16 protein-coding genes are annotated in these 15,473 nt (G+C 72.5%); 9 read left to right on the top strand and 7 right to left on the bottom strand.

Annotated features, from left to right (window positions below; all coding sequences use genetic code 11):
• Positions 1–169: 169 nt before the first annotated feature.
• The 4 genes from OG776_RS34535 to OG776_RS34520 all read right to left on the bottom strand — a co-directional run bounded on the left by OG776_RS34535 (position 170) and on the right by OG776_RS34520 (position 4,167).
• Entirely contained in the window at positions 170–1,273 is a 1,104-nt protein-coding gene (locus tag OG776_RS34535) for an acyl-CoA dehydrogenase family protein (RefSeq protein ID WP_148008047.1), read from the bottom strand.
• Complete coding sequence (locus tag OG776_RS34530) at positions 1,270–2,478, bottom strand: acyl-CoA dehydrogenase family protein (protein ID WP_148008046.1); 1,209 nt, start codon at positions 2,476–2,478, stop codon at positions 1,270–1,272. Before OG776_RS34530 ends, OG776_RS34535 begins: the two co-directional genes overlap by 4 nt.
• A complete protein-coding gene (locus OG776_RS34525; protein WP_329323074.1) occupies positions 2,475–3,452 on the bottom strand; it encodes an NADPH:quinone oxidoreductase family protein in 978 nt (325 codons plus the stop codon). Before OG776_RS34525 ends, OG776_RS34530 begins: the two co-directional genes overlap by 4 nt.
• Before the next feature lie 142 nt (positions 3,453–3,594).
• The gene (locus tag OG776_RS34520) at positions 3,595–4,167 is read right to left on the bottom strand and encodes a helix-turn-helix domain-containing protein (RefSeq protein ID WP_148008044.1); all 573 of its coding nucleotides are present in this window, start codon (positions 4,165–4,167) and stop codon (positions 3,595–3,597) included.
• Between the two features lie 77 nt (positions 4,168–4,244).
• Here OG776_RS34520 and OG776_RS34515 point away from each other — a divergent pair, with 77 nt between their 5' ends.
• From OG776_RS34515 to OG776_RS34495, 5 genes are all read left to right on the top strand, one after another.
• Positions 4,245–5,171 (top strand): NAD(P)/FAD-dependent oxidoreductase, encoded by a 927-nt coding sequence (locus OG776_RS34515; protein WP_148008043.1) that lies wholly within the window; start codon positions 4,245–4,247, stop codon positions 5,169–5,171.
• An 85-nt stretch (positions 5,172–5,256) separates the two neighbouring features.
• The gene (locus OG776_RS34510) at positions 5,257–6,795 is read left to right on the top strand and encodes an ATP-dependent DNA ligase (protein WP_148008042.1); all 1,539 of its coding nucleotides are present in this window, start codon (positions 5,257–5,259) and stop codon (positions 6,793–6,795) included.
• Entirely contained in the window at positions 6,792–7,256 is a 465-nt protein-coding gene (locus tag OG776_RS34505; RefSeq protein ID WP_148008041.1) for an NUDIX domain-containing protein, read from the top strand. Before OG776_RS34510 ends, OG776_RS34505 begins: the two co-directional genes overlap by 4 nt.
• Positions 7,257–7,330: 74 nt before the next feature.
• Entirely contained in the window at positions 7,331–8,725 is a 1,395-nt protein-coding gene (locus OG776_RS34500) for an NADP-dependent succinic semialdehyde dehydrogenase (RefSeq protein ID WP_148008040.1), read from the top strand.
• A gap of 25 nt (positions 8,726–8,750) precedes the next feature.
• Positions 8,751–8,990 carry a DUF6213 family protein gene (locus tag OG776_RS34495; protein ID WP_148008039.1) on the top strand — a complete coding sequence of 80 codons (240 nt, stop codon included), beginning with the start codon at positions 8,751–8,753 and terminating at the stop codon, positions 8,988–8,990.
• Between the two features lie 79 nt (positions 8,991–9,069).
• On the opposite strand, the gene OG776_RS34490 is transcribed toward OG776_RS34495, so the two are convergent.
• On the bottom strand, positions 9,070–9,747 hold the full coding sequence (locus OG776_RS34490; RefSeq protein WP_329323073.1) for a transcriptional regulator: 678 nt from the start codon (positions 9,745–9,747) through the stop codon (positions 9,070–9,072).
• 202 nt (positions 9,748–9,949) lie between these two features.
• On the opposite strand from OG776_RS34490, the gene OG776_RS34485 reads away from it, so the two are divergent.
• Genes OG776_RS34485 through OG776_RS34475 form a run of 3 tightly spaced genes read left to right on the top strand, consistent with a single transcriptional unit; the run spans position 9,950 to position 12,763 of the window.
• Positions 9,950–11,014, top strand: a complete 1,065-nt coding sequence (locus OG776_RS34485; RefSeq protein WP_148008037.1) for a type III polyketide synthase — start codon at positions 9,950–9,952, stop codon at positions 11,012–11,014.
• On the top strand, positions 11,011–12,234 hold the full coding sequence (locus OG776_RS34480; RefSeq protein ID WP_329323072.1) for a cytochrome P450: 1,224 nt from the start codon (positions 11,011–11,013) through the stop codon (positions 12,232–12,234). Before OG776_RS34485 ends, OG776_RS34480 begins: the two co-directional genes overlap by 4 nt.
• A 7-nt stretch (positions 12,235–12,241) precedes the next feature.
• Positions 12,242–12,763 (top strand): cupin domain-containing protein, encoded by a 522-nt coding sequence (locus OG776_RS34475; protein WP_148008035.1) that lies wholly within the window; start codon positions 12,242–12,244, stop codon positions 12,761–12,763.
• A 74-nt stretch (positions 12,764–12,837) separates the two neighbouring features.
• On the opposite strand, the gene OG776_RS34470 is transcribed toward OG776_RS34475, so the two are convergent.
• Complete coding sequence (locus tag OG776_RS34470) at positions 12,838–14,067, bottom strand: acyl-CoA dehydrogenase family protein (protein WP_148008034.1); 1,230 nt, start codon at positions 14,065–14,067, stop codon at positions 12,838–12,840.
• A gap of 169 nt (positions 14,068–14,236) precedes the next feature.
• On the opposite strand from OG776_RS34470, the gene OG776_RS34465 reads away from it, so the two are divergent.
• Positions 14,237–14,881: a TetR family transcriptional regulator gene (locus OG776_RS34465; RefSeq protein ID WP_148008033.1), complete on the top strand. Its 645-nt coding sequence runs from the start codon at positions 14,237–14,239 to the stop codon at positions 14,879–14,881.
• 44 nt (positions 14,882–14,925) lie between these two features.
• On the opposite strand, the gene def is transcribed toward OG776_RS34465, so the two are convergent.
• A complete protein-coding gene (gene def / locus OG776_RS34460; protein ID WP_148008032.1) occupies positions 14,926–15,465 on the bottom strand; it encodes a peptide deformylase in 540 nt (179 codons plus the stop codon).
• Positions 15,466–15,473: the final 8 nt, after the last annotated feature.

Here is a 15,473-nt window from a genome sequence, read left to right as displayed (position 1 = left end):
CCTCCCTGGAAGTGCCGTACCGGACACCGGCGAGTATGAGGCGCGCGAAAGCCTGGACACGGCGGGGTGTGGGGAGTTGGCCGGACCGCCGTCACGGGTTCACTTCGTCGCGACGGCACACACCACGAAGCCCGCCCCGGGTGGGACGGGCTTCGAGAGGGCGGGACGGTCAGGGTGCCTGGAGGTCGACCAGTCGTGCCAGCGCCTCACGGTGCGCGCCCGCCGTGCCGTACGCGATCGAGTCGGCCTTCGCGCGCTTCAGGTACAGGTGGACCGGGTGTTCCCAGGTCATGCCGATGCCGCCGTGCAGTTGGACCGCCTCCTCGGCGGCGTGCACGGCGACCGGGGCGGCGTACGCCTGGGCGACGGCGACGGCCACGCCGGTGTCCGCGCTGCCGGCCGCGAGGGCGTCGGCGGCGTGGCGGGCGGCGGCACGGGTGTGGACGACCTCCAGCCACAGCTGCGCCAGCCGGTGCTTGAGCGCCTGGAATCCGCCGACCGGCCGGTTGAACTGTCTGCGTTCCTTGAGGTGGCGGACCGTCTCCGTCAGGCACCAGTCGGCGAGGCCCAGTTGCTCGGAGGCGAGCAGTCCGGCGCCGGCCGTGAGGGCCCGTCGTACGGCGGGTCCGGCGTCGCCCAGCCGGCGGCCCCGTACCCCGTCGACGGTGACCGTGGCGAGCGGCCGGGTGAGGTCGAGGGAGACCCGGGGGGTGACCGTGACGGCGTTCGCGTCGACCGCGTACAGACCGCCGTCCGCCGCGGGGACCAGCAGGACGTCGGCCGCCGCCACGTCCGCGATGCCCGTCAACTCGCCGTGCAGCAGGCCGTCTTCGTGGCGCACGGTCCGGTGGGCACCGTCCGGTGCCGTGGAGAGGGCGACGGCGAGCGCGCCGACGGTCCGTCCGGACGCCAGCTCGGTCAGCAGCGCGGCCGCGTCCTCGCCCGGGCAGGCCAGCAGCGCCTCGGTCGCGACGACGGCGCTCGTGAGGTAGGGCACGGGAGCGACGGCCCGGCCCAACTCCTCCAGAACCACGGCGGCTTCGCGGTGGGTCGCGCCCTGGCCGCCCCGCTCCTCGGGCACCAGCAGACCCGCCAGGCCCATCCCTTCGGAGAGCGCCTTCCACAGTGCGGGGTCGTGGGGCGTGTCCGACTCCGTGCGGGCGATGACACGGCCGGGGTCGCAGTGGTCGGTGAGGAGGTCGCGCACGGCGGCGCGCAGCGCCTCTTCCTCCTCCGAGTAGAGCAGGTCGGGTTGTGTGCCCTGTGCGGTCATCGGGCGAGGTCCTTCCACGCGACGTCCTTGTCGGTGCGCGGCTCGGACGGCAGTCCCAGCACGCGTTCGGCGACGATGTTCAGCAGGACCTCGCTGGTCCCGCCCTCGATGCTGTTGCCCTTGGAGCGGAGGTAGCGGTAGCCCGCGTCGCGGCCGGTGAAGTCGACCAGCTCGGGGCGGCGCATCGTCCAGTCGTCGTACAACAGGCCTTCCTCGCCGCGGAGTTCGACCTCCAGGCCGCTGATCTCCTGGTTGAGCCGGGCGAAGCCGAGCTTCAGGCCGGAGCCCTCGGGGCCGGGCTGTCCCGCGACGAGCTGCTGGCGCAGCCGCTCACCGGTGAGCCGGCCGACCTCGGCCTCCACCCAGAGCTTCAGCAGTCGCTGGTGCAGGTCGTGGGTGCGCAGTTCGGGCCGCTCGCGCCAGGTCTTCGCGACCGGGCCGATCATGCCGCCCTCACGGGGGATGCGCATGCCGCCGATGGACACCCGCTCGTTCATGAGCGTGGTCTGCGCGACCCGCCAGCCGTCGCCGACCTCGCCGAGGCGGTGGCTGTCGGGGATGCGGACGCCGGTCAGGAAGACCTCGTTGAACTCGGCCTCGCCGGTGATCTGGCGCAGCGGCCGTACCTCGACGCCCGGGTCGGTCATGTCGCAGACGAAGTAGGTGATGCCGCGGTGCTTGGGGACGCTCGGGTCGGTGCGGGCGATGAGGATGGCCCAGCGGGCCAGATGGGCACTGGAGGTCCAGACCTTCTGGCCGTCGATCACCCAGTCGTCGCCCTCCCTGACGGCACGGGTCCCGAGCGCGGCCAGGTCCGATCCGGCGCCGGGCTCACTGAAGAGCTGGCACCAGACCTCCTCGCCGACCCACAGGGGCCGCAGGAAGCGTTCCCTCTGTTCCCGCGTGCCGAAGCCGAGGATCGTCGGCGCGGCCATGCCGAGGCCGATCCCGATGCGCCGCGGGTCGTTGTCGGGGGCGCCCGCGGCCTCCAGCTCGGCGTCGACGACGGCCTGGAGGGTGCGCGGGGCGCCGAGGCCGCCGAGACCCTCGGGGTAGTGCACCCAGGCGAGCCCGGCGTCGAACCGGGCCTCGAGGAAGGCCGTCCGGTCGGTCTCCAGGGGTGGATGCGCGGCCAGCAACTCCGCGGTGAGGCGGCGCAGTTCGGTGGCGTCGGGTGCGGTACTGCGGGGTGCGGCGTCGGTCATGCGGAGGCTCCGTCCGCGAGGGAGGGCAGTACGGCGATCCGGCCCGTGGTGACCCCGTCGGCGACCCGCTGCACGGCCGCGGCGGCGCCGGCCAGTGGTACGCGTTCGCTGACGAGGGGCTTGACCGCGCCCCGCGCGGCGAGTTCGGTGAGCTGCTCGTGGCAGTGCTGGATCAGCTTGGGGTTCTTGGTGTTGTACAGGCCCCAGTGCAGGCCGAGGATCGAGTAGTTCTTCACCAGGGCGTGGTTCAGCGCCGGGGCGGGGATGGTTCCGCCCGCGAAGCCGACGACGACGATGCGGCCCTCGAACGCGACGACCTTGGTCGACTGCGTGTAGGCCTCGCCGCCGACGGGGTCGTAGATCACGTCCGCGCCCCGGCCGCCGGTGGCCTCCTTGACGGCGGCGATGACGTCCTCGGCACGCCGGTCGACGACCACGTCGCAGCCGAGCTCGCGTGCGACGGCGGCCTTGCCCGCTCCGCCGACGACGCCGATGACGGTGGCTCCGGCCGCCTTGCCGAGCTGTACGGCGGCGCTGCCGACGCCGCCGGCGGCCGCGTGCACGAGGAGTGTCTCGCCCGCCTCCAGACCGGCCCGCCGGTGCAGTCCGAACCACCCCGTCTGGTACCCGATGTGCAGGGCGGCCGCCTCGGCGTCGTCCAGCGCGTCGGGGGCCGGCAGCAGGGCGGCGGCGTCCGCGACGGCGTACTCGGCGAAACCGCCGTACGGCAGCGCGGGGTTCGCGAGCACGCGGCGCCCGTCCTCGGTCTCGCCGCAGATCTCCACACCGGGCGTGAACGGCAGCGGCGGCCTGACCTGGTAGTGCCCGCGGCACATCAGCGCGTCCGGGAAGTTGATGTTCGCCGCGCGCACCTTGAGCAGGACCTGCCCGTCACCGGGGACCGGCCGCTCCACGTCCTGGACCCGCATCACCTCGCTCGGTTCGCCGAGCTGGTGCACTTGCCATGCCTGCATGCGGGGCCTCCACGGGACTGCTTCGTCTGACCGGGGTCGTTCGCATACTAAGCGGTCGCTTGCCGATCAGGGAACAGTCACGTCCGTCACGCGCGGGAAGACCCGGCCGGTGCGGGTCGGCCACGCGTGCGACGGGCCCCGCTCAGGGGCTGGTCGGCCGGGCCCGGACGTGCATCCGCTCCCCCTGCGGCCCGAACAGGCTCAGGAACTCCACCGGCCCCTCCCCCGTCGACCCGAACCAGTGCGGCACCCGGGTGTCGAACTCGGCCGCCTCCCCGGGCCCCAGCACCACATCGTGTTCGGCCAGCACGAGCCGCAGGCGCCCGGAGAGCACGTAGAGCCACTCGTAGCCCTCGTGGGTGCGCGGGTCCGGCACCTGTCTGCGCCGGGGTTCGAGCACCTTGTAGGCCTGCAGTCCGCCCGGCTGACGCGTCAGGGGCCAGTGTGTGCGGCCGTTGCGGACGATCGGTTCGGCGCGGACGCGGGGGTCGCCGACCGGCGGCGCGCCGACCAGTTCGTCGAGCGGGACCTGATGGGCGCGGGCGATCGGCAGCAGCAGCTCCAGGCTGGGCCTGCGCAGCCCGGACTCCAGGCGGGAGAGCGTGCTGACGGAGATCCCGGTCACCTCCGACAGCCCGGCGAGGGTGGCACCGCGCTCCTTCCTGATGCGGCGCAGCCGGGGGCCTACGTCGGCGAGAACTTCGTCCGTGGTCATACCGGTATTGCAGTTTCGGCAAAGCCGTTTGTCAATCCACGCGGGCTCGGGCGACGGTCTCCCCGGAGGTGGTCACCATGACCGACACGTACGAGGCCGTAGTGGTCGGAGGGGGCGCGGCCGGACTGTCCGCGGCCCTGGTCCTGGGGCGGGCACGGCGCCGGACGCTGCTCGTCGACGCGGGCGAGCCGCGCAACGCGCCCGCCACGCATCTGCAGGGCTATCTGACCCGGGACGGCATGCCGCCCGCCGAGTTCCTCGCCCTCGGGCGCGAGGAGGTCGCGCGCTACGGGGTCGAACAGGTCCGGGACCGGGCCGTCGACGTGACGCGCCACGGCGCCGGGGAGTTCCACGTGACGCTCGCGTCCGGTCGGACGGCGCACGCGCGCCGGCTGGTCCTGGCCACCGGGCTGGCCGACGAACTGCCGGCGGTGCCGGGGGTCGCCGAGCGCTTCGGCCGGGACGTCCTGCACTGCCCGTACTGCCACGGCTGGGAGGTGCGCGACGAGGCGTTCGGGGTGCTGGCGGCCACGCCCGCGAGTGTGCACCAGGCCCTGATGGTCTCCCAGTGGTCGAAGGACGTCACCCTGTTCCTGCACGAGGTCGCCGAGGCGGAGCTGTCGCGCGACGACCGGCGCCGGCTCGCCGCCGCCGGGGTGGCCGTGGTGCCGGGCGAGGTGGCCGCGCTCGTCGTCGAGGAGGACCGTCTCACCGGGGTCCGGCTCGGGGACGGCTCGGTCCACCGACGCTCGGTGGTGTTCGTCGCGCCGCGCGCCGTCCCGCGCAACGACCTCTTCGCACGCCTGGGCGCCGAGCTGCGCGAGACCCCGTTCGGCACCTACCCGGTGGTCGACGAGACCGGGCTGACGACCGTGCCGGGCGTCTGGGCGGCGGGCAACGCGGTCGGCTTCGCCGAACAGGTCGTGAACGCGGCGGGCGCCGGCTACCGGGCGGCCGCCACGCTCAACGGAGAACTGCTCCTCGCCGACCTCGACGCCCGCTGACGCCGGGGGCGCCCCGCGCCCCGGTGTCCCGGTCGGCACCGGACGCCGGGGCGCGGACCGCCCCCCGGCGTTGCACCATGGCTGCATGCTGCTGAGCCGGCTCGCCCGTGTGTCCCAGGAGGTCGCCGCCACCTCGGCGCGGTCCCGGAAGATCGCCCTGCTCGCCGAGCTGTTCCGGGACGCCGACGCCGACGACGTACCCCTCGTGATCCCGTACCTGGCGGGACGCCTGCCTCAGGGGCGGCTCGGCATCGGCTGGAAGATGCTGAGCCACCCGGTCCCCCCGGCCGCCGAGGCCACGCTCACCGTGCGGGACGTGGACGCCCGGCTGACGGAGATCGGCGCGGTCACGGGCATCGGCTCGCAGGCCGCCCGCGGACGCCTGATGGACGCGCTGCGGGCGGCGGCCACCGAGAGCGAACAGCGCTTCCTGACCGGTCTGCTCACCGGCGAGGTGCGGCAGGGCGCGCTGGACGCGGTCGCGGTGGAGGGGCTCGCCGGGGCGACCGGCGCGCCCGCCGCCGACGTACGCCGGGCGGTGATGCTCGCCGGGTCGCTGCAGACGGTGGCGCGGGCGCTGCTCGCCGAGGGTCCCGGGGCGCTGGACGGGTTCCGGCTCACCGTCGGCCGTCCGGTGCTGCCGATGCTCGCGCACAGCGCCGCGTCCGTGTCCGAAGCCGTCGACAAGCTGGGGGTGTGCGCCGTCGAGGAGAAGCTCGACGGCATCCGCGTCCAGCTCCACCGCGACGGCGACGACGTACGGGTCTACACCCGCACACTCGACGACATCACCGACCGTCTGCCCGAAGTCATCGCCCTCGCCCTGGAGTTGAAGGACAGCCGGTTCATCCTCGACGGCGAGGTCATCGCACTGGACGAGGACGGGCGGCCGCGGTCCTTCCAGGAGACCGCCGGGCGGGTGGGCTCGCGTCTGGACGTGGCCACGGCGGCGCTCAGCGTGCCGGTGTCCCCCGTCTTCTTCGACGTCCTCTCCGCGGACGGACGGGACCTGCTCGACCTGCCCTTCTCGGGACGGCACGCGGAGCTGGCGCGGCTGGTGCCCGAGCCGATGCGGGTGCGGCGGGCGCTCGTCGAGGGGCCCGCGGACCTCGCCGCGGCGGAGGGGTTCCTCGCCGACACGCTGCGCCGCGGCCACGAAGGAGTCGTGGTCAAAGCCCTGGACGCCGCCTACAGCGCGGGCCGCCGCGGCGCCTCCTGGCTGAAGGTCAAACCCGTGCACACCCTCGACCTGGTGGTGCTGGCCGCGGAGTGGGGCCACGGACGGCGCACCGGGAAGCTCTCCAACCTGCACCTCGGCGCGCGGGCCGGGGACGGGTCGTTCGTGATGCTCGGCAAGACCTTCAAGGGCATGACGGACACGATGCTGGCCTGGCAGACCGGACGGCTCCAGGAGCTGGCCGTGGCGGACGACGGCCACGTCGTGACCGTACGCCCCGAACTCGTGGTCGAGATCGCGTACGACGGCCTGCAGCGGTCGACCCGCTACCCGGCCGGGGTGACCCTCCGTTTCGCCCGCGTCGTGCGTTATCGCGAGGACAAGACGCCCGCCGACGCGGATACCGTCGCGACCCTGCTCGCCGCACATCCGGAGGTGGCCCCGTGACGGGGAGGCGCAGCGCGGGACTGCTGCTGTACCGGCGCACCGCGGAGGGTCTGGAGGTGCTGCTCGGCCATATGGGCGGCCCGTTCTACGCGCGGCGCGACGCGGGGGCGTGGACCGTGCCGAAGGGCGAGTACGGACCAGACGAGAGCGCCTGGGACGCCGCGCGCCGTGAGTTCCGCGAGGAGCTGGGGCTGCCCCCGCCCGACGGTGAGGCGGTGCCGCTCGGCGAGGTCCGGCAGGCCGGCGGCAAGGTCGTCACGGCCTGGGCCGTCGAGGCGGACCTCGACCCCGCGACCGTGGTCCCGGGCACCTTCACGATGGAGTGGCCGCCGAGGTCGGGACGCCGTCAGGAGTTCCCCGAGCTCGACCGGGTGGAGTGGTTCGGCCTGGACCGGGCGCGGGCGGTCGTGGTTCCGGCACAGGCGGCGTTTGTGGACCGGCTGGCGGAGCACCAGGACTGAGCAGCCCCCTCCGCGTTGCGCCGGGTCCCGGTGCGCGGGAGGGTCGAGGAACAGCCCGCTTCAGGAGGTCGGCCATGCCCATCGCGACGGTGAACCCGGCGAACGGCGAGACGCTCAGGACGTTCGACGCCCTCGGCGCCGAGGAGATCGAGAGCAAGCTCGCGACGGCCGAGGCCACGTTCCGCACGTATCGCACCACGTCCTTCGCCGAGCGGGCCCGGCTGATGCACCGGGCCGCCGACCTCCTCGACGCGGACCAGGACGCCATCGGCCGGATGATGACCACGGAGATGGGCAAGCCGGTCAAGCAGGCCCGCGCGGAGGCCGCCAAGTGCGCGAAGTCGATGCGCTGGTACGCCGACCACGCGGCCGGACTGCTCGCCGACGAGCTGCCCGCCGACTCCGACGTGAAGGACTCCGGCGCGGCCCGCGTCCTGGTGCGCTACCGTCCGCTGGGCCCGGTGCTGGCCGTGATGCCGTGGAACTTCCCGCTCTGGCAGGTGATCCGGTTCGCCGCGCCCGCGCTGATGGCGGGCAACGTCGGGCTGCTCAAGCACGCCTCCAACGTGCCGCAGACCGCGCTCTGTCTGGAGGACCTGTTCCGCCGGGCGGGCTTCCCCGAGGGCTGCTTCCAGACGCTGCTGATCGGTTCGGGCGCGGTCGAGGACGTCCTGCGCGACCCGCGGGTCAGGGCGGCGACGCTCACCGGGAGCGAACCGGCCGGGCGCGCGGTGGCGTCGGTGGCCGGGGACGAGATCAAGAAGACGGTCCTGGAGCTGGGCGGCAGTGACCCGTACGTCGTGATGCCCTCCGCCGACGTCGACCGGGCGGCACGGACCGCGGTGACCGCGCGGGTGCAGAACAACGGGCAGTCGTGCATCGCCGCCAAGCGGTTCATCGTCCACACCGACGTCTTCGACGCCTTCGCCGAGCGCTTCACGGCGGGCATGGCGGCCCTGCGGGTCGGCGACCCGCAGAGCGAGGACACGGAGGTCGGTCCGCTCTCCACCGAGCAGGGCCGCCGCGATCTCGAGGAACTCGTCGACGACGCGGTGGAGAACGGCGCGACCGTCCTGTGCGGCGGCGAACGCCCGGAGGGGTTCGGCGAGCACGGCTGGTACTACGCGCCGACCGTCCTCGCCGACATCACCCCCGAGATGCGCGTCCACCAGGAGGAGACCTTCGGCCCCGTCGCCACGCTGTACCGCGCCGCCGATCTGGACGAGGCGGTGGCCCTCGCCAACGACACGCCGTTCGGGCTGAGTTCGAACGTCTGGACGCGGGACGAGAGCGAGATCGACCGGTTCGTACGGGATCTGGAGGCCGGTGCCGTCTACGTCAACGGGATGACCGCCTCGCACCCGGCGTTCCCGTTCGGCGGGGTCAAACGGTCCGGCTACGGCCGTGAACTCGCGGAGCACGGGATCCGCGAGTTCTGCAACATCACCACGGTATGGCACGGAGCGTGAGCGTTCCGCGGCTACGATCCCCTGTGTGAACCGCGAAGTTACCCTGCCTCTGATCGTCGACGACCGCGGCACGTTGCAGGTGGCGGCCGCCGACGTCAGCAAACTGCTGCGCACGCTGGGCGGCCGGTGGCTGCATCTGGTGGAGGCGGGCGAGGGCGGCCTCGACGAGGACACGGTGGCGGCGCTCACCATCGAACTCGCCAAGCTCGCCGACCGGATCGATGTGGCGTGCATCGCGCACAGCAGTGGGGGTGCCTCCGGCTAGGGCCGGCCGGGGGGTGGGGGGAGCGGGGGCCGTGGTTCGGGTGCGGGCGCGCCGTTCCCCGCGCCCCTGAGGGAGCCCGTCACGGAACGCGCTGGTCCTCCTCCCACAGGGCGTGCCAGAAGGACGTCTCGCAGGTCTGGAGGAGCCGGCCCTGGCGGTGGGCGCGGTCCTCGTCGAGGCGGCCGGTGTCCAGCCCCTCCCGCACGGCGGCCAGCGCCCGCTGCCCCAGCTCCGGTCCGGGCTCGGCGAAGAGGTCGAAGAAGCCGCATGCCTCGTCGGCGAAGTCGTAGTGGTGGCGCAGGGCCTCCGCGATCGTCGTGCAGTAGCCGCCCCAGGCCGCGAAGTCGGCGGTCAGGGCGAGCGCCACCTCGGCGGGTGAGCCGTTCATGGCCAGCCAGGCGATGTACGCGGGGTAGCTCTGGCACCCGGCGAGCGGCTGGTACGCGGCGCGCGCCGCCTCCGCCCCGCACCCGCAGGCGTCCGCATAGGCGGCGAGCCGGTCCAGGGCCAGGGCCTCACTCTCCGCAAGCCCGGTGAAGAAGGCCGCGCACTCCGGTCCGGTGTCCGGCCGCTCGGCCAGATGCAGGAACGCCCGGCGGTCCGCCGGAATCACCTGCCCCTGCTCCAGGGCGAGGGCGGCGAGGGTGGAGCGCTGCGCCGCGCCCCGGGCGATCAGCGGCAGCAGCCGGTTGGCGTGGGGGTCCGGCGCGAGATTCCCCGCGGTGCGTTCCAGCAGCTCCCTGGCCGTGCGCGCCATGACGTACTCCTTCGATTCGCCTGTCCGGGGGATCTCCCCCCAGGATCCCACTTCCTCCCGGAATTCCCCGCAATGGAGTAGTCCGGCGCGATATCCCCACGCTTCCGGGTGATCGTGGGTGGACCACCCCTTCGCATCGTGGGTGATCCATCCTTCCGCCGGGGGACGCGAGTTCCCCGGATGGCGAAAGAAGGCGCGCTCAATGGCGACTTTGTGCAAACCCTCGGTCTCCGTCCCGGAATACGTGATCACGATGGAGGAGACGCTGGAACTGGCGAGCTCCCGCCACCAGGACCACCCCCAACTGCCGCTGGCACTGCGGCTGATCGAGAACACCGGAGTCAAGACCCGGCACATCGTGCAGCCCATCGAGGAGACGCTCAAGCACCCCGGTTTCGAGGACCGCAACAAGATCTACGAGAGCGAGGCCAAGGCCCGCGTCCCCGCGGTCGTGCAGCGGGCGCTGGACGACGCGGAACTCCTCACCACCGACATCGACATGATCATCTATGTGTCGTGCACCGGGTTCATGATGCCCTCGCTCACGGCCTGGCTGATCAACACGATGGACTTCAACAGCGACACCCGGCAGATGCCCATAGCCCAGCTGGGCTGTGCCGCCGGCGGCGCCGCCATCAACCGGGCGCACGACTTCTGCACCGCCTACCCCGAGGGCAACGCGCTCATCGTGGCCTGCGAGTTCTGCTCGCTCTGCTACCAGCCGACCGACCTCGGCGTCGGCTCCCTGCTGTCCAACGGACTGTTCGGCGACGGCATCGCCGCGGCGGTCGTCCGGGGCCGCGGCGGCACCGGCATCAAGCTCGAACGCAACGGCTCGTACCTGATCCCCAAGACCGAGGAGTGGATCATGTACGACGTCCGGGCCACCGGTTTCCACTTCCTGCTGGACAAGCGGGTGCCGGGCACCATGGAGCCGCTCGCGCCCGCTCTCCACTCGCTCGCGCGGCAGCACGGCTGGGACGCCTCCGACCTGGACTTCTACATCATCCACGCGGGCGGCCCGCGGATCCTCGACGACCTCAGCAAGTTCCTCGAAGTCCCGCCGGACGCCTTCCGGTTCAGCCGGGCCACGCTCACCGAGTACGGCAACATCGCGAGCGCCGTCGTCCTGGACGCCGCGCGCCGGATGTTCGACGAGGGCGGCGCCGAGCACGCCTCGCGCGGACTGCTCGCGGGCTTCGGTCCCGGCATCACGGCGGAGATGTCCCTCGGCCGCTGGCAGCACGACGACGGGGAGCGGGCATGAGCGGCACGACCGAGGAGACGATCGCCGAGCCGGTCCCGGCCGTCCGCCACTGGCCCGCCGTCGACCTGGCCGGCGTGGACTTCGACCCCGTCCTGGCCGAGCTGATGCGGGAGGGCCCGGTCACCCGGGTCACACTGCCCAACGGCGAGGGCTGGGCGTGGCTGGTGACCCGCCACGACGACGTGCGCATGGTCGCCAACGACCCCCGGTTCAGCCGCGAGGCGGTCATGGACCATCCGGTCACCCGGCTCGCTCCGCACTTCATCCCGGCCCGGGGCGCGGTCGGCTTCCTCGACCCGCCGGACCACACCCGGCTGCGCCGCTCGGTGGCCGCCGCCTTCACCGCGCGCGGGGTGGAACGGGTCCGCGACAAGTCCCGGCGGCTGCTCGACGAGCTGGTCGACGAGCTGCTCCAGGAGGGCCCGCCCACCGATCTCACCGAGACGGTCCTCGGCCCCTTCCCCATCGCGGTCATCTGCGAGCTGATGGGTGTGCCGGCCATGGACCGGCAGAGCATGCACACCTGGACCCAGTTCATCCTCTCCTCCTCGCACGGCGCCGACGTCAGCGAGAAGGCGAAGGACGAGATGGGGACCTACTTCGCGAAGCTCGTCGGCGACCGCCGCGGCAGCACCGGCGAGGACGTCACCTCGCTGCTCGGCGCGGCCGTGGGCCGCGACGAGATCACCCTGGAGGAGGCCGTCGGACTCGCCGTACTCCTCCAGATCGGCGGCGAGGCGGTCACCAACAACTGCGGGCAGCTGTTCTTCCTCCTGCTGACCCGCCCGGACCTGGCCGAACGGCTGCGGGCCGAACCCGAGATCCGTCCCCGGGCCATCGACGAACTGCTGCGGTACATCCCGCACCGCAACGCGGTCGGCCTCTCCCGCATCGCGACCGAGGACGTGGACGTCAAGGGCGTACGGATCCGGACGGGCGAGGCGGTCTACGTGTCGTACCTGGCCGCGAACCGCGACCCGGAGGTCTTCTCCGACCCGGACGGCATCGACTTCTCCCGCAGCCCCAACCCGCACGTGGCGTTCGGCTTCGGCCCGCACTACTGTCCGGGCGGGATGCTGGCGAGGCTGGAGTCGGAGCTCCTGGTCGACGCGCTCCTCGACCGGATGCCGGGGCTGCGGCTCGCCGTGGCGCCGGAGCAGGTCCCGTTCAGAAAGGGAGCGCTGATCCGCGGCCCCGAGGCACTGCCCGTCAGGTGGTGAGCGGACGATGACCGCGCCCGAAGGGCTCCTCGTACCGCCGGGTCACGGGCGCGTCGTGCGCACGCCCGCCCAGCACGTGACGTTCAAGGTGACCGGCTCGCACTCCCGCATGGCCTCCACCTTCGAGGTGCTGGTGCCGCCCGGGTTCGACGTGGGCGCCCATGTGCACACGCGCAGCGAGGAGCTGTTCTACGTGCTCGAGGGCGAGCTGGACGTGCTCGCCTTCGAGCCCCGGATCCGCACTCCCGACAACTGGCAGAAGTGGGAGTCGCGTTCGGGTACCCGGGTGGTCAGGGCGACCCCCGGCACGGTCATCGTCGTCCCGCCGGGCTGCCCGCACGCGTTCTCCAACCCGACCGAGACGCCGGCCAAGATGTTCTTCCAGGCGTCGCCGCCACCGGACCACGAGCGCTACTTCGAGGAGCTGCTGGAGATCCTGGGCAACGGGGGCCCGCCGGACCACGCGGCGATCGAGGAACTCCGCGCCCGCTACGACATCGAGCAGCTCACGCCCCTGAAGCACCGGTGAGGCCGGCGCGCCGTCCCCGGGGCGCGGGAAACCGCTCCCCGGCCGCACCGGACCCGCGCCCCCGCGTCGCACCCCTACCGGATCGGCATCCCGGAGAGCGTCCGGGCGATCACCAGCCGCTGGATCTCACTCGTGCCCTCGAAGATGGTGTAGATCGCCGCGTCCCGGTGCATCCGCTCCACCGGGTACTCGCGGGTGTAGCCGTTGCCGCCCAGGATCTGGATGGCCTGTCCGGTGACCTTCTTCGCGGTCTCGCTGGCGAACAGCTTGGACATCGACCCCTCGGCCGCCGTGAACGGCCTGCCGTTGACCGCCATCCACGAAGCGCGCCACACCAGCAGACGCGCCGCGTCGATGGAGGTACGCATATCGGCGAGCTGGAAGGCGACACCCTGGTTGTCGATGATCGGCCGCCCGAACTGCTCACGCGTCGTCGCATAGTCGAGCGCGACCTCGTACGCGGCGCGGGCGGTGCCCACCGCCATCGCGCCGACCGCCGGACGGGACGCCTCGAAGGTGGCCATCGCGGCGTTCTTCACGCGCTCGCCGCCGCCCGCCCTGGCCCGCTCGCGGGCGCGGGCGAGCCGCTCGTCCAGCTTCTCCTTGCCGCCGAGCAGGCACGAACCGGGGATCCGGACGTCCTCCAGGACGACCTCGGCGGTGTGCGAGGCGCGGATGCCGTGCTTCTTGAACTTCTGGCCCTGCGAGAGGCCGGGCGTGCCCGGCGGCACGATGAAGGAGGCGTGCCCCTTGGAACCGAGCTCCGCGTCGACGACCGCCACGACGACGTGGACGTTGGCGATGCCGCCGTTGGTCGCCCAGGTCTTGGTGCCGTTGAGGACCCATTCGTCCTTGGCCTCGTCGTACACGGCCCGGGTGCGCATGGAGGCCACGTCGGAGCCGGCGTCGGGCTCGGAGGAGCAGAAGGCCGCGACCTTGACATCGTTGGCATCCCCGTACATCTGGGGAATCCAGGTGCCGATCTGCTCCTCGGTGCCGTTGGCGAGCACGCCCACGGCGGCGAGGCCGGTGCCCACGATGGAAAGGGCGATGCCCGCGTCGCCCCAGAAGAGTTCCTCCATGGCCATCGGTATTCCGAGACCGGTGGCGTCGAAGTACTGCTGGGCGTAGAAGTCGAGGGAATAGATGCCGACCTTCGCGGCTTCCTGGATGACCGGCCAGGGAGTCTCCTCGCGCTCGTCCCACTCGGCCGCCGCGGGACGGATGACATCGGCGGCGAACCCGTGGAGCCAGTCGCGGACCTCCTTCTGTTCGTCGTTGAGCTCCATGGTGAACTCGGCCATGTCCCCTCCAGTGGTGCACTAAAATGTTACTTGCGGTAACTGGAGTCTGTTACTGACCAGTAGAGAAAGTCAACTCCCGAAACCCCCTCGGCAGCCCGTTCGATGAGCATGGGCCGATGAGTGTTAGTTTGCGCAGGCGTCACCGAATCACCATGGGTGGGGAGAGATCATGGACACCACACAGCGGACCGATCAGCAGAGGTCCGCCGACCGCCGCCGGCGAGAACTGCTGGAGGCCGCCGACAGAGTGGTGCTCCGCGACGGCCCCGGCGCCTCGATGAACGCCATCGCCGCCGAGGCGGGCATCACCAAGCCGATCCTGTACCGGCACTTCGGCGACAAGGGCGGTCTCTACGCGGCCCTGGCCAAGCGCCACACGGACGCCCTCCTCGGAGCACTGCGGGCCGCGCTGGACGCGCCCGCCGAGCGCCGGGAGCGGGTGGAGGCGACCCTCGACACCTACCTGGCGGCCATCGAGGCACGCCCCCAGGTCTACCGCTTCCTGATGCACCCCTCCGAGGGCGGACAGCCGGGCGACCCCGGTTTCGACGTCGGCAAGCACTCCGCGCCCCTGCTGCGGCGCATGGGCGAGGAACTCGCCGAGGTCATCGAGGAACGGGTGGACCTCGGTCCGGGCAGCCAGCAGCTCGCGCGGGTCTGGGGCCACGGGATCGTCGGCATGATGCATGCCGCCGGGGACTGGTGGCTGGGCGAACGGCCGTGCACCCGCGCCGAGTTGGTGCGGAGCCTGGCCGACCTGCTGTGGGGGCGGCTGGCCGCGGCCGGGGACCGCGTCGGGGGTCCCGGGTTCTGAGGTCCGGCCACGGCCGCCGGCCGGTCCCGGCCGGCCGGTCCTGATCACCGTCCCCAGGGCGCCCGCGCCGCCTGCCGCAGCACACGGTGCCGGCGCCATCCGCGCAACCGGTCCACGTACAGGCCGCCCTCCAGGTGGTCGTGCTCGTGCTGCAGGCACCGGGCGAACCACCCGGTGCCCGCCACCCGCACCGGCTCCCCGTCCACGGTGAAGCCCTCGACGACGGCGTGGTCGTACCGTTCGGTGCCCGCCTCCAGACCCGGCAGCGAGAGACAGCCCTCGGGACCCCGCAGGACCACACCGTCCGCCTCGACGAGACGTGGGTTCACCACATGTCCGAGATGACGGACCTCGTCGTCGTCCGGGCAGTCGTACACGAACACCCGCAGCGCCGCACCGATCTGGTTCGCGGCGAGCCCGACGCCCCGCGCCGCGTACATCGTCGCGAACATGTCCTCGACGAGCCGGGCCAGTTCGGGACCGAAGTCGGTGACCTCCTCGCAGGCCGCGTGCAGGACGGGGTCGCCGAGCAGGGTGACCGGGCGGACGCGCCCTCGGGAGCCGGGGATGGAGCCGTGTCGCATGGCGGCAA

The organism is Streptomyces sp. NBC_01689, from assembly GCF_036250675.1.
Lineage (GTDB): Bacteria > Actinomycetota > Actinomycetes > Streptomycetales > Streptomycetaceae > Streptomyces.
The sequence above is the reverse complement of the archived record's forward strand: the minus strand, read 5'-3'. Positions and strand labels throughout refer to the sequence as shown.

Coding starts and splice junctions, on each gene's coding strand:
- OG776_RS34535 (WP_148008047.1), bottom strand. CDS start 1,273: ATGACCGCACAGGGCACACAACCCGACCTGCTCTACTCGGAGGAGGAA.
- OG776_RS34530 (WP_148008046.1), bottom strand. CDS start 2,478: ATGACCGACGCCGCACCCCGCAGTACCGCACCCGACGCCACCGAACTG.
- OG776_RS34525 (WP_329323074.1), bottom strand. CDS start 3,452: ATGCAGGCATGGCAAGTGCACCAGCTCGGCGAACCGAGCGAGGTGATG.
- OG776_RS34520 (WP_148008044.1), bottom strand. CDS start 4,167: ATGACCACGGACGAAGTTCTCGCCGACGTAGGCCCCCGGCTGCGCCGC.
- OG776_RS34515 (WP_148008043.1), top strand. CDS start 4,245: ATGACCGACACGTACGAGGCCGTAGTGGTCGGAGGGGGCGCGGCCGGA.
- OG776_RS34510 (WP_148008042.1), top strand. CDS start 5,257: ATGCTGCTGAGCCGGCTCGCCCGTGTGTCCCAGGAGGTCGCCGCCACC.
- OG776_RS34500 (WP_148008040.1), top strand. CDS start 7,331: ATGCCCATCGCGACGGTGAACCCGGCGAACGGCGAGACGCTCAGGACG.
- OG776_RS34490 (WP_329323073.1), bottom strand. CDS start 9,747: ATGGCGCGCACGGCCAGGGAGCTGCTGGAACGCACCGCGGGGAATCTC.
- OG776_RS34485 (WP_148008037.1), top strand. CDS start 9,950: ATGGCGACTTTGTGCAAACCCTCGGTCTCCGTCCCGGAATACGTGATC.
- OG776_RS34480 (WP_329323072.1), top strand. CDS start 11,011: ATGAGCGGCACGACCGAGGAGACGATCGCCGAGCCGGTCCCGGCCGTC.
- OG776_RS34475 (WP_148008035.1), top strand. CDS start 12,242: ATGACCGCGCCCGAAGGGCTCCTCGTACCGCCGGGTCACGGGCGCGTC.
- OG776_RS34470 (WP_148008034.1), bottom strand. CDS start 14,067: ATGGCCGAGTTCACCATGGAGCTCAACGACGAACAGAAGGAGGTCCGC.
- OG776_RS34465 (WP_148008033.1), top strand. CDS start 14,237: ATGGACACCACACAGCGGACCGATCAGCAGAGGTCCGCCGACCGCCGC.
- def (WP_148008032.1), bottom strand. CDS start 15,465: ATGCGACACGGCTCCATCCCCGGCTCCCGAGGGCGCGTCCGCCCGGTC.